This is a genomic window from Brevibacillus sp. HB2.2 (assembly GCF_013284275.1).
GTDB lineage: Bacteria > Bacillota > Bacilli > Brevibacillales > Brevibacillaceae > Brevibacillus > Brevibacillus brevis_D.
The window spans coordinates 25,447-40,836 of sequence record NZ_JABSUV010000024.1 but is presented as its reverse complement, the minus strand read 5'-3'; the positions used below and the strand labels follow the sequence as shown (position 1 = coordinate 40,836).

Here is a 15,390-nt window from a genome sequence, read left to right as displayed (position 1 = left end):
CAATATTTGTAGTTATTTTAAAGTTTATCACTATTTTGGTTATTTTCCCACCCGCCACCATGATAATGAGGTGACGGATGGGCATTATTTTTTTATTGCAGGGCTTGCTCCGGTAATTTTAGTTGGCCGCTTCTGATAAAGTAATCAAGGACTTTACCGAAAACTTCCTCGTCAATTTCCGGGCAATCCATGTCGTTTTGACGCAGTAAACGTGTCGTTTTATTGCCGATATAGACTACACTTCCTCTGCTTGTGTGGCCATCTGTGAACAGATTGCCGAGCGGAGCGGCAGAGTTGGCTTCATTGCCTTTTTCTTTCGTATCCTCTTGCACCGCCTCAATCCACTCATCCATGGTGACTCGTTCCAATACAAATCCTCTGTCTTCAATCGCTGAAATCAAGTCTTCGTAATCGGTTGAGTTCGGGTTGAGCAAGTGGAAGTTTTCGCTCAAGCTCTGCTCGGTCATGGAGAGATGAACGATTCCCTTACTTGCAAAATCAACTGGCATCATGTCCAGATCGCCGCTCATGTCAGGAGCTTTGCCCAAATCTATTATCCCGGCTGCAATTCTCCACATCAGATCGTCCTTCTGGCATGCTCCTGTTTCGCTGTCCCCAGTCATCCGTCCGCAACGGTATATCGCCGCTGGGATGCCGCGTTCGCGAGCGAGATTGACGAGATGCTCGGCTACCCACTTGCTCTGTGTATAACCGGAAGTGAGGACGCGACTGTTCTCTGGCATGTCCTCTTCGCGGAAGGCCATGGATTCTTCTGTTTCTTCGGATGCAAACGTGAAAATCGTGGAGACGAAATGCACAGGCTTGGTCTTTTTGGCTACAGCGAGGCGAAGGATTTCCTCCGTCCCATTTACGTTTGCTTTCTTCAAGGCTGCGTACGGATAGACAAAGTTAACGAGAGCACCGTTGTGGTAGAGCACATCCACTTTTTCAGCTAGCTCGGAGAACTGATCTTCGGACAGATTCAGTCGTGGCTTTGCCAAATCACCGATGACAGGGATGATCCGATGCGCCTGCTCCTCATTCCATAACTCGTATAGCTCTAATGTTTGGCGTAGTCGTGCCATTCCTTCCTCTTCATCAGAAGCTCGAACAAGGCAGTAAATGTCAGCCTCTGTCATCTGTAGCAGGTCACGCAACAAGAAAGCACCAAGGAAACCAGTGGCTCCTGTCAATAATGCTGCTTGGAACTGACTTGGATCACCCACGTACGGATGTTCAGCCTGAATCGCAGGATCGAGTACGACTTCATCCTTGAGATCCTTTGCATCGATGTCATGGGAAACAGCAGAAAGACCGTGTTTGAGAATTTCCTCGATGGTCTTGGCCATACCCGCGATGGTTGGGGTCTCGAACAGGATTCGCAGCGGTACCTCAAGCTGTAGCTCTTCGCGAACCTTGAAGATAAGCTGGGTAGCGAGCAATGAGTGACCACCAATCTCGAAGAAATTGTCGTGTACTCCGATTTTGTCCATTTCGAGTACGGAAGCCCAGTGCGTATGCAACATAATCTCGACTGGCGTTTGCGGCGCTTGGTATTCAACACCTGATTCCGAGCGATCGTATTCCGGCTTCGGTAGCGCTTTGCGATCCAGTTTACCGTTTGGCGTCTTTGGTAAGCTCTCCATGATCATAAAGTGTTGCGGGATCATATAGCCTGGAAGCTTGTCAGTCAGGAAGTGGTTCAGGTCATGAGACGTACTTGTGTGATTCTCTTCGAACACGATGTACGCTACTAGACGTTTGTCCCCTTCTCTGTCTTCACGAGCGACTAGCACGACTTCCTTGACTTCAGGGTGGTGTCTCAGAACAGATTCGATTTCGCCCAACTCGATACGATAGCCACGGATTTTGACCTGGTAATCAACACGTCCCATAAACTGAAGATTCCCATCTGGCAAATAACGTACGAGATCTCCCGTCCGGTACATTCTCTCCCCTGGCCCACGGAACGGATTCTGCACAAAGCGCTCCATGGTCAGATCGGGGCGGTGGAGATAGCCACGTGCTAAGCCCGATCCACTGAGGTACAATTCTCCCGGCACCCCTACTGGAACTGGTTTGCGATGACTATCTAATACGAAAACTTGCGTATTGAACTGCGGTCGTCCGATCAGTGGTTCGCTGACGGCTCCTTTTTTCACAATGGAGTGTGTAGAGTAAACGGTATCCTCTGTCGGTCCGTAGAGGTTAAAGACTTTTTCTACGTTTTCAAAGGCATACAATTCCTGTGCCAGCTTGTTAGAAAGTGGCTCACCGCATAGGTTCATGACGCGCACCGACGCTGGAATCCCATTCATACGCACCAGCTCCATCGCTGCTGATGGTACGGTATTGATCAGTGTCACCTGATTGGCTGCTGGCAAGGATGGCAATTGTAATGCATTTTCCGCCATGATAACTTTGCCACCCATGGTCAGTGTTGCGAACATTTCGTAGACAGACAAGTCAAAGCAGATTGACGTGGAGAACAGTACGCCACTCATCTCTTCTGGTGTGAACGTGTCGTGTGCCCACGATAGGAAGTAGCTGACACTGCGATGCTCGAGCGCTACTCCTTTTGGATTGCCTGTAGAACCGGACGTGTAGATGACATAGATCAAATTGTCGGAATTCCCAAGCTTGGTCGGGTTCTCCTCGCTTTCGTCGGCAACTGCTTCCCAATCATTGTCCAGGCAGATCACTTTGGCGTTGTGCTCAGGCAGAGTTGGCAACAGTTTTTCTTGTGTTAATAAGACCGGAACTTGTGAGTGTTCGATGATGTAGGCAATGCGATCCGCCGGGTAGCTTGGGTCGATTGGCACATAGGCCCCGCCAGCTTTCATAATGGCCAAAAGTCCAATCATCATCTCAGTTGTCCGCTGTGCGCAGACACCGACGAGTACTTCGGGTCCTACTCCTTGCTTGCGTAAATAATGAGCCAGCTTGTTCGCTTGTCTGTTCAATTCTCCGTAGGTAGTCGTTTGATCTCCTACGATGAGAGCGATGTTGTCCGGGGCTTTCGCCACCATGTCCTCAATCATTTCATAAACGCATTTTTCTTTCGGGTATGGCGCTTCCGTACGATTCCATTCGGTAATGAGTCGCTGTTCCTCTTCCTCTCGCATAAGCGGTAGCAAGGTGATTGATTGATCCGGGTTGGCAGTGATTTCTTCCAGTAGCTTGTGGAAATGATCAACCATTCGAACGATCGTACTGTGATCAAACAGCGCCTTGTTGTACTCCAAGGTAGCAATGAGACCGGCTGATGTCTCTACCATGGTCACCGTCAAATCGAACTTCGAGGTGACGGCCTCCGCACCCACGTCAAAGCTGCTTATCTGAATATCATCAACAGGATCTACCTGCATCGGGATGTTTTGCAGAATAAACATCACCTGGAAGAGTGGCGAGTAGCTCATGCTACGCTCAAGCTGCAGCTCATCTAACAATTTTTCAAACGGAACGTCTTGGTTTGCATATGCCCCCAGAGCTGTTTCACGAACGCGTGCAAGCAATTCGCGGAAGCTTGGTTGACCCGACATATCCGTGCGTAAAACAAGCGTATTGATGAAATAACCGATCAATTGCTCCGTTTCCTGTTGGTTACGTCCCGCAATCGGTGTTCCGACGAGAATATCTTCTTGATTCGTATAGCGGTACAACAGCGTTTGGAAGGCTGCTACCAATGTCATAAAGAGTGTCGTCGTTTCTTTTCCGCTCAGATTACGCAATTCTTCCAAGAGGTCGGCTCCAAACTGAACGGAGAGCTTTTCTCCTTCGTATGTCTGTACTGGTGGACGCGGTCGATCTGTTGGCAGTTGCAGTAATGGCTCGCTGCCCTTGAGTTTTTCTCTCCAATACTCGAGCTGTCCATCAAGCACCTCTCCACTTAGCCATTCACGCTGCCAGACGGCAAAATCTGCATATTGGATCGGCAATTCCGTAAAAGGCGATGCCTCTCCTTGACTAAATGCTTTGTAATTGGTCATTAATTCGCTCAGCAAGATTCCCATCGACCAACCGTCTGCTGCAATGTGGTGCATCACGAACAGGAACACAAAGTCTTTTTCGTCGAGCTGAACCAGATTGGCACGGAGCAACGGACCTTTTGTTAGGTCAAATGGCTCGAGTGTGACCTCTTCAGCAAGGCGTTTGACTTCTGCTTCTCGTTTCGCCGGATTCAAAGCACGCAGATCGGTTTGGTTCATGACCCAATCGTCCTCAGGGTGAATCACTTGAACAGGACGTCCGTCACGAACCTCAAAGCGAGTACGCAAGCTCTCGTGACGCTGTATGATGGCTTTCAAGCTTTCTTCCCAAGCGATTATGCTGAGATCTCCCTGAATCCGTAGGAAGGATGGAATATTGTTGACTGAGCTTCCTTGGGTGAACTGCTCCAGGAACCACAAACGCTGCTGGGTAAATGACAATGGGAGCGGTTCTTTGCGAGATACTTTCACAATCGGTGGAGCCATCTTGATGGATGTTTGCTTTGTCAGCATAACCAGCTGTTCACTAAGCCCTTCGACTGTTGGGTATTCAAACAACGTACGGATTTGCAACTCTACCCCAAAGATTTCCCGCAGGCGAGAAACGGTCTGCGTTGCGAGCAGGGAGTGTCCGCCTAACTCGAAAAAGTTGTCGTGTACGCCCACTTTCTCTATGGAAAGGATTTCAGCAAAGACGTTAGCGACCATTTCTTCTACTGGGGTACGTGGCGCGACATATACGGCTGTTAGCTGGCCCCAATCTGGCGTAGGTAATGCTTTGCGGTCAATTTTTCCGTTGACCGTAAGGCGAATTTCCGGAAGCCACATGAAATGCGACGGGATCATGTACTCGGGAAGCTTCTCTTTGAGCCATAGCTTGATTTCGTCAATGGACGTCTCTTGCTCAAAAGCATGGGTCAGATAGGCTACCAATCGTTTGTCACCAGGTCGAGCTTCTCGCGCGATAACGACTGCTTCTTTGATTCCTGCATGTTGTCTCAATGCCTCTGCAATTTCGCCTAACTCGATACGGAACCCACGGATTTTTACCTGATCATCGACACGACCGATGTAGTCCACGTTGCCATCTGGCAGGTAGCGAACAAGGTCGCCTGTTCGATAGAGGCGTTCTCCCGTTTGACCGAATGGATTCGGAATAAAACGCTCTGCTGTAAGCTCTGGACGATTCCAATATCCACGCGATAGACTCTCGCCACCAATGTACAGCTCTCCCGGAACACCGATAGGAACAGGCTGTAGATTTCGATCTAACACGTACAGCTTGGTATTCGGGAATGGACGACCAATCGTTGGGGCATGGTCAGCATCCGTTAATCGAGCAATGACCGTACCAACTGTTGCTTCTGTCGGTCCGTAGCAGTTATAAAATTTTCGTCCTTTTGCATAATGGGCAACCAGTTCGCGGCTGCATGCGTCTCCGCCGACCTCAAGGCAAACCAGATCCGGGTACTCTTCAACAGGTAGTGAAGCGAGTACCGAAGATGCCATTGATACCTTGGTGATGCGGCGTTCACGAAGAGTGCGAACGAGGTCTGGGCCCGGTACTAGCGACTCACGATCTTCGATGACTAACGTTCCCCCAGAGAGCAGGGCCTGTAAAATCTCGGAAATGGAAACGTCGAAGCCAAATGACGTAAATTGCAGGACACGGCTGGATTCGTTTATTTCGAAGTAGTTCATGTAAGCCTGCACCATATTCATCACACTGCGATGTTCAACAGCTACCCCTTTTGGCAACCCAGTGGTACCGGATGTGTAGATGACATAGGCGAGATTGGTTGCTACGACATCGCTTTGTGCGTTTTCTACGGACATCTGCTCGTAGAACAGTTCTTCTTCATCCAAGCAGATGACTTTCGCGTTCGTTTTTGTGAATGGCTCGGCTAGTCTCACTTGTGTCAGCACGACAGCTGCTTGTGAATCTTCCAGCATGAAGGCCATTCTTTCTTCGGGATGAGCTGGATCAACCGGCACATAGGCTGCCCCCGCTTTTAACACACCAAGAATGCCAATGATCATTTCCATGGAGCGCTCCACGCAGATCGCAACCGTCGTATCAGGCTGCACGCCTTGAGCGAGAAGCAGATGGGCCAACTTGTTGGCTCTTTGGTTTAGCTCCGCATAAGTCATGGCTTGTTGTTTATACTCAAGGGCCACATTTTCAGGAGTTTTCGCGACTTGTTGTTCAAATGCCTGATGGATGCAAAGTTCGCGTGGATACTCCTTCTCCGTGCGATTCCAATCGATGAGTACCTGCTCGCGCTCGACATCGTCTATCAATGTCACGTCACCCAGATGCATCTCTGGAGACTGGCTCATCGTGACCATGAGCTGGGTGATTTGGTTCAAGACCCGGTCGATCATCGTGTCATCAAAACGGTTTTGCTCATACTTGAGCTTGATGGCCACTTGCTTGCCTGGCGCTGCCACCAAGGTAAGTGGATAATTTGTTTGTTCGACTGCTGCTACGTCGTGTATTTCCAAAGAAACACTGGACGAAGCTGAACTGGACTCTTCTGTTTCTTGCCCTGTTGCTTGTACAGCTGGATAATTCTCAAATACGAGTATCGATTCAAACAGGGCAGATCCACGCGGCAGTTCGCTCCATCCCTGAATGTCGAACAGCGGAGTGTATTCATATTGGCGTATTTCTAACTGTCTATGCTGCAAATCTCTCAGCCACTCTAGCACCGTCGCGTTCGCCTGCAAGGATATCCGGACAGGTAAGGTATTAATGAAGGAGCCTACGATTGTCTCAACATGGGAGAGGTCTGCCGGACGACCTGAACCTGTCGCACCAAAAATGACTTCCTCTTCCCCGCTGTAGCTTCCCAAAATCCAGCCCCACGCCGCTTGTACCACGGTATTGAGTGTTAACTGGTGGTCGCGTACGAATTTTTGCAAGTGCTCGCTTGTCTCTTCTGACAGGAGGACGCTCTTCTCTTCGTATTGCTTCGGCCCCGCGGTGACTACTGCTTTGCTCATTCCCAAGCTGGTTGGCTCGTGGAAGCCTTTTAGTTGGTCTACCCAGAAGCGCTTGGCTTCCTGCATATCCTGACGTTTCAACCAAGCAATGTACTGGGAAAACGGTTGAGGATGTCCAAGCTTAACTTCTTGGCCTTCGCTGATCGCGGCATAATAGGCAAACAGTTCATTCAGTACCAAAGGAACACTCCAGCCATCAAGGAGAACGTGATGGAAGCTCCAAACGAAACGATATCTTTCTTCTCCTGTTCGGAAGACAACCCATCGTGACAAGGGTACATGTGTAATATCGAAGCTTCGTTTACGGTCTTCCTCCAGAAAAGCAGTAAACATCTCATCCTGTACATCGGAATGCAGATGGCGCCAATCTTCCTGACGAAGAGATACCTTAACCTCTTTGCGGACAATTTGGTGTGCTTGATTCAAACCTTCCCAGATGAAGTGAGTTCTTAGAATGGAATGGCGGTCCATCACTTTTTGCCATGCTTGCTCGAACACCGGCACATTCAGGTTTTTGAAATCAATCGCAAATTGGACGACGTAATCCCCGCTGTCGCTTGCATACAGGGAGTGGAACAGCATCCCTTGTTGGAGCGGAGAAAGTGTATAGATATCCTCGATATGTCGGTCAGAACCGATATGTTTGTCGATGCTCTTCTGATCCAATTCAGCCAGAGGAAAATCGGATGGGGAGTAACCGCCAGCTTCCTCTGTCGCACAATGGGCAATAATCTCACGAAGCGCATCCATGAAGTCCCTCGCGACTGCTGTAATCGTGCTCTCTAGATGAATGTTCTCACTGTATCGCCAAGTCACATGTAGTTGTTCCCCTGCAACGACAGCATTTACGTCGATCAGGTGGTGTCTTCCAGCGTCTTGGCTCAGGTTGGAACCGCTGGACTCAAGTGCCCCGCCAAATAAGGATTCGCCATCGACAATTTGATCGATTTTGCCCATGTAGTTGAACAGCACTTGTGATTGGATGCGGGATATTTCATCGACAGTATGCTGATCCGCATGGAGGTAACGAAGAACGCCATAACCAAGCCCTTTGTTTGGAATCGCACGCAGTTCTTCTTTGGTCGTCAAAAGTGCTTTTCCGACAGAGAATGTTTCGTCCCATTGAAGATGCACCGGATACATACTGGTGAACCAGCCGATGGTACGGGACAGATCGATTCTCTCTGACAATTCTTCACGACCATGCCCTTCTACGTTGACGAAGACAGATCGATTCCCCGTCCATCGAGTAAGTGACTTCGCCAATGCGGTTAGCAGGACGTCATTGATCTGGGTGCGGTACGCCTGCGGAACGTTTTGCAGAAGTGCTTTGGTTTCTTCGTTGGTCAATGTAGCGCTGACGGACTTTGTCGTTGCTTCTGTATTTTCACCAGCTTCTGCCACGTCCACAGGTAGTTGTGCTGAATCGACAGAGGTTTTGGTCATCCAGTATCTTTTTTCGTTTTCCAAAGCATCTGAATTCGCGTAGCGCTCCAGTTCTTCCGCCCATTCTTTGTAGGATGTCGTTTTCGCTGGGAGTTTCACTTCTTGCCCTGCGGCAATTTGTTGATAGGCGTTTTGCAAGTCCTCGAGTATGATGCGCCACGATACTCCGTCTATGACTAAGTGATGGGCGACGATCAACAGACGATTGGGTTGGTTTTGACCCAAATCGAAATAAATGGACTGAACTACATGCCCTTCAAACAAATTCAGACTTGCCTGCGTCTCATCTGCAATCTTTTCGATGGCCTTGAATTGTTCATCTGGTGTAAGGTGGGACAGATTTTCGATCCGGAATGGAATCGTAGCACTTGGCGCATCCATTTCCTGCTTCCAGCCGAGCTCTGTCTGTGTATAGCGCATGCGTAAAGCATCGTGTTGATCGAGCAAGTGTCCTACCGCCTGTTTTAGTGCCCCCTGATCAATGCCTGCCTGAATGGAGAGCAGCACGGATTGATTCCAGTGATGTCTGTTCTTCAACGGAAGCTGGAAGAACCACTTCTGAATCGGCAAGAGCGGCAATTCGCCGATAATCGGACCTTGTTCAGCAAGGATCGCTTCTTTTTCCTCTACGACTTCTGCTAATTCAGCGATGGTTTGGTACTCGAATAATTGCTTCGGAGTGAGCCTTAGACCTGATTGATTGGCACGCGACACAATCTGGATACTGAGAATCGAATCACCGCCAAGCTCGAAGAAATTATCGTGTATGCCAATTTGGTCAATACCGAGAACTTCTTTCCATATCGCGGCAAGGTGTTGCTCCTTCTCCGTTGTTGGTGAGACAAATTTTCCTTCCAACTCAGGACGATTGAAATCAGGTGCAGGTAAATTTTTACGATCTACCTTTCCGTTTGGTGTGAGCGGCAAATATGCTAACGGAATGAAAAACGCAGGAACCATGTAATCAGGCAGTACTTCCTTTAGCGCTTTACGGATGTCGCTTGTCGCAGCCTCCGTGCCCTCTTCCAAAACCAGGTAGGAGGCAAGACGCTTCGTTCCTTGATGATCCGTGCAGACAGTAACCACTGCTTCTTTTACCGCAGGGTGAGCGAGAATGGCTGTTTCTACTTCGCCTAGCTCGACGCGGAATCCCCGAATGCTTGTCTGATCATCTGCACGACCAATGAACTCAATGCTGCCGTCCTCTAGGTAGCGTACCAAATCCCCTGTACGGTAGAGACGTGCCCCTTCTATCTCACTAAAAGGATGAGCGACAAAACGCTCTTGTGTCAGTTCGGGACGGTTCAGGTAGCCGCGCGCCAAGGAACTTCCACCAATGTATAGCTCACCAGTGACTCCTACAGGTACAGGCTGCATCCGCGCATCGAGAATATAGACCTGCACATTGTCAATCGGACGACCGATGGATGGTGCAAAGCTTTGTCCTGCCCCTACCGGAACGATACCAGCTGTTGCAACGACTGCATTTTCGGTTGGACCGTATTGGTTCACCAGGGTAAACGGCAGATTCGCACTTGGATAGTGATGGAGCTTGTCTCCTCCAGTCAGCATGTAACGAAGCTTGGTATGGCTTGGCCAATCCAGAGCCAGCAAGCTCTCTGTTAAAGGCGTCGGCAAAAAGCTGATGGTGATCGCAGAATCGATGAGCCAATCACGCAGTTTTTCTGGTATGAGGCGGATGTCCTCTTCTGGCAAATAAAGTGTGGCTCCTTTTGTTAAATAAGGCCAAATTTCCCATACAGATGCGTCAAATGCCGTACCAGATATCTGCGAGGCTCGATCTGCCGACGTGACATGATATACGCGTTGATGCCAAGAAATTAAATTGAGAAGCGCGGTGTGCTCAATCTCAACCCCTTTTGGCGTACCCGTCGAACCAGATGTGTAGATGACGTAAGCAAGCTGGTTCGTCGTAGTCAAGTTCATTGGAGTCGTCGTACTTTCTTGGGCGATCGACTCCCAGTCTGCGTCCAGGCAAATCAATTGACTCGTATTCGCTGGGAGCTTTTCTGCCAGTCTGGCTTGGGTAAGTACAATCGACATACCTGCATCCTGCATCATGAAGGCGAGACGATCCTTGGGATACGCTGGGTCCATTGGTACGTAGGCACCACCAGCTTTCATGATAGCCAGTTGACCAATCAGCATCTCGATAGAACGCTCAACGCAGATCCCTACCAAATTTTCCTGACCGATTCCCTGTTTTTGCAGAAAATGCGCCAGTTGATTCGCTTTGGCATTCAATTCCGCATAGGTAATGGATTGGTCGTGTGTGAGAACAGCCGGTTGGTAGGGCATTTCATGAGCGATCTGTTCCACCAGTTCATGTACGCAATGATCCTTGGAGTAGGCAATTACAGTGTTGTTCCATTCCGTTACGACCTGCTGCTGCTCCGTTTCTCCCATCAACTGTAGAGTGGTGATCGCTTGATTCGCGTTGGCGGCAACGGCTTTGAGCAGCTGGGTAAAATGTTCGATCATTCGTTCTACTGTATGCTGATTAAAGAGAGAGGTGTTGTACTCGAATGTTGCGGACAAACCCTCTGTCGTCTCTGCCATCGTCAAGGTGAGATCAAACTTGGTGGTCTCTACCTGTTGATCCCCTTTTGGTGGCAAAATGCGTATTCCGTCAAGTGCTTCTACCTGAACCGGAATATTTTGCAAAACAAACATCACTTGGAACAATGGCGAGTAACTGAGACTGCGCTCTAATTGCAGTTCGTCTACGAGCTTTTCAAAGGGTAGATCTTGATGGGAATAGGCTCCCAGGGCTGTTTCCCGCACACGGCTAAGTACCTCTCTGAAGCTAGGGTCTCCTGACAAATCTGTTCGCATCGCCAATGTGTTGATGAAAAATCCAATTAATGCTTCTGTCTCTTGGTGACTGCGTCCTGCTACAGGAGTACCGACGAGGATATCGTCCTGTCCTGTATATCGATACAAAAATACTTGGAAAGCGGCGAGCAACGTCATAAACAACGTCGTACCTTCGCGTTTGCTCAAAGAAAGCAGATTCGTCATCAATTCTTTGTCATACATCAGTGTGATACTGCTTCCTTCATAGGACTGAACAGCAGGACGGGGACGATCTGTCGGCAAGGCGAGAAGCGGTTCTGCTCCACCCAGCTTTGCACGCCAGTAGGAAAGTTGCTTTTCCAATACATCTCCTGTAAGCCATTCACGCTGCCATGCCGCATAATCTGCGTATTGTATAGGCAGGTCGGTAAGTTGCGGAACTTCTGATTTGTTAAATGCCTGATAGCAGGTAAATAATTCGCTCAGTAAAACACCCGCTGACCAACCATCGGCGATGATATGGTGCACGTTTAGAAGGAAGATGAAATCCTGCTCTCCTGTTTGAATAATCGTCGCACGCATGAGCGGGCCTGTGACGAGGTCAAACGGCTTGTTCGCGTCTTCTTTGGTCAAGCGTTGTCCTTCTTCGTCTCGTCTATCATCTGGCAGCTCTCGTATATCCATTCTGCTCAGTTTCCAATCCATCTCTGGATGAATGACCGCAACGGCTTCCCCGTTGATGTCGGAGAACGTTGTACGCAAGCTCTCGTGACGGCGGATAATCATCTGTAAACTTTGCTCGAGCGCTTCTATGTTTAGCTCTCCTTGCAAGCGAACGGCAGTTGGGATGTTATAGAGCGAACTGTTTGGCATCAAGCGGTCAAAGAACCATAAGCGCTGCTGTGCAAACGAAAGCGGCAAATGTCGATCACGTGAAACGGGTACGAGCGGAATGCTTGCGAGTCCAGATTTGTCCTCGTTCATGGATACAATCAATTCGCTGAGTCGGTTGACTGTCGAATATTCAAATAAAGCACGGAGCGGTAAATCTACGCTGAACGCTTCTTTTAAGCGGGAGATGGTTTGCGTTGCTAAAAGAGAATGGCCTCCAAGCTCAAAGAAATCGTCGTAGCTGCCGATTCGTTCTACGGAGAGAACCTGCGACCAGATGTTGGCTACCAACTCTTCTGTAGGAGTACGGGGGGCAACGTAATTACGCTGCGTGGAAAGTTGTCCCCAATCTGGTGCTGGTAGTGCTCGTCGGTCTACTTTTCCATTAACCGTGAGCGGAATCGTCTCTAGCCATACAAAGCCTGCTGGTATCATGTATTCAGGCAAGGATTCTTTCAGGAAAAGAACGAGTTCCTCCGCAGTTGGCATTTCGCCCGTTGCTACCAGATAAGCGGCCAAGCGTTTGCCTCCCGCTTTTTCTTCACGGACGATGACCACAGCTTCATGGACGGCAGGATGCATTCTGAGCGAATTTTCGATTTCACCCAATTCAATGCGGAAACCGCGAATTTTGACTTGATCATCCATACGTCCAAGGAATTCGAGGTTGCCGTCTTCCAGATAGCGAACCAGGTCGCCCGTCCGATAGAGTAGCTCCCCTTCTTTTCCGAACGGATGAGTGATAAAACGCTCCTCTGTCTGTTCTGGACGATTCCAGTAGCCGCGAGCCAAGCCTTTTCCTCCGATATACAGCTCACCTGGTACGCCGATAGGTACGGGCTGCCGATTTGCATCCAAAACGTACATCGTCGCGTTGGCAATGGGCCGACCGATAGGCGGATTACTCATGCCAGCCTGGCAACGCATCATTGTGGAGCAGACGGTTGCTTCCGTTGGACCGTAGCAGTTGAAGAACTGGCGATTTGCTGCATAGCGTGCCACGAGTTCACGGCTTGGAGCTTCTCCGCCTACAATCAAGGTTCGTAGATCAGGCAGGTCAGCTTCAGGCAGTGCTGCCAGTACCGAAGAAACCATGGATACGGTGGTAATGCGTTGTTCTTGCAATACTTGGATCAGTTCAGGGCCTGGCAAAAGGGACTCTCGATCCTCGATAACTAACGTCGCACCAGCGAGTAATGCCATCACAATCTCTGACACCGATACGTCGAAGCTAAACGAGGTAAATTGCAGCACACGACTCGTTGGCTGAATATCAAACGAATGGATCAAGGCGTGAGCCATGTTTATCACACTATGGTGCTCTACCATTACCCCTTTTGGCTGTCCTGTTGAACCAGACGTATAGATAACGTATGCAAGATTATGTTCTGTGACCTTGCAAGCAACGTTGGCGATAGGTTCATTTGTTAAAGGATGGCTGTCTATACAAATGACAGTCGCCTGTGTCGCTGGCAAGATGTCCATGAGCGACTGCTGGGTCAGCAGCACATTTGTTTGCGAATCCTCGATCATATAGGCGATGCGTTCTTGCGGGTAAGCCGGGTCAATCGGTACGTAGGCAGCTCCCGCTTTTAAGACGCCGAGTATACCGATGATCATCTCAGGGGAACGATGCACGCATATGCCGACGAGTGTATCCGGTTTTACCCCTTTACTCACGAGCTGATGGGCCAGTTGGTTTGCTCGCTCATTTAGTTCCTTGTAGGTGAGGTCTACATTTTTATAGGTAACGGCAATCGCATCTGGTGAGTTCTCCACTTGTTGTTCAAATGCCTGATGAACGCACAGGCCGCTCGGATATTCCTCCGCCGTCTGGTTCCACTGAACGAGAACCTGTTCACGTTCGTTTTCGCTGATCATCGAAAGGTCAGCAATCCGTTGCTTGGCATTTTTGGCGATAGAGATCAGAAGTGAATGAAGCTGATCCAGAACTCGCTCAATTGACGATTGCTCAAACTGACTTTCATCAAATTTGACTTTGATGTCGATAGTTTTGCCTGACGCCGCAACCAAGGTAAATGGATAATTGGTTTGCTCCTCGGAATGTACATCCACGATCGAAAGCTCACTCTCTCCACCGCCGCCGCTAGCATTACCGACAGGAGTGTTTTCAAAGACGAGAATACTCTCAAACAGAGATTGTCCACGCGGCAAGTCGCTCCAGCCTTGGATTTCCACTAATGGGGTATATTCGTACTGGCGGAAGTCGGCTTGCTGTTGTTGCAGAGATTTGAGCCAATTGATTACGCTCTCCTCCGCTTTTACCTGCACGCGGACAGGGAGTGTATTAATAAACAGACCAATCATCGTCTCGACCCCGGGCAAATCAGCAGGACGTCCGGATACAGTGGCACCGAAAATAATGTCGTCCTGCCCACTGTAGCGATTCAATAGGAGTGCCCATGCGCCTTGCACAATCGTGTTGACCGTCAGGCGATGTTGACGAGCCAATGTCTGTAATGATTTGGAGATTTCCTCGGAAACAGTCAGATCTAGCTCCCGATAATTTTTCTGATCAAGGTACGGATTTTTATACGCTCGACCGAATGATAGTGGCGTAGTTTCCGTAAAGCCTTGTAGATACGTGCGCCAAAACTCCTCCGCTTGCTTCAAGTCCTGCTTTTTCAGCCAGACGATGTAGTCACGGTAAGATTTAACCGGAGGAAGCTGCACAGGCTGCCCTTTGCAGAGCAGGTTGTACGCCGCAAACACTTCCCCGAAGACTAGCGGCATACTCCATCCGTCTATCAGCACGTGGTGCAATGTCCACGAAAAATGAAAGGTATTACTACTTAAATGGAATAGATTTAATCTCATCAACGGCGCTTCTTCGATATTGAAACCACGTTTGCGATCATCTTTGGTAAAGGTATGAAGAAACGATTCTTGTTCGGAGGAGGAAAGATGAATAATGTCATGTTCCACCAGGGAAACCTTCAGCTCTTTTAAGACAACCTGGACGTATTCTTTTACTTTACCGCCAATAAACCTGGTGCGAAAAATAGCGTGTCTGTCCACGAGGCATTGCCATGCCTGTTCGAATAACGGAATGTTCAAGGGACCTTGCAGCTTCAAGCCCATCTGTACGATATAGGCTCCGGACTCTGGTTCCAACAAGCTGTGGAAAATGAGACCTTGCTGCAAAGGAGTAACGGGATAATACGTTTCAATGTTATTCATCTTCTCCTGCCCACTCCCATAAAAAATTTGCCATAGAGGC

The 15,390-nt window shown here is 49.2% G+C and carries 1 protein-coding gene; it reads right to left on the bottom strand.

Annotated elements, in window-relative coordinates; translation table 11 throughout:
* Nucleotides 1-92: 92 nt before the first annotated feature.
* A complete protein-coding gene (lgrD, locus tag HP401_RS17890) occupies nucleotides 93-15,350 on the bottom strand; it encodes a linear gramicidin non-ribosomal peptide synthetase LgrD (RefSeq protein ID WP_173605960.1) in 15,258 nt (5,085 codons plus the stop codon).
* Nucleotides 15,351-15,390: the final 40 nt, after the last annotated feature.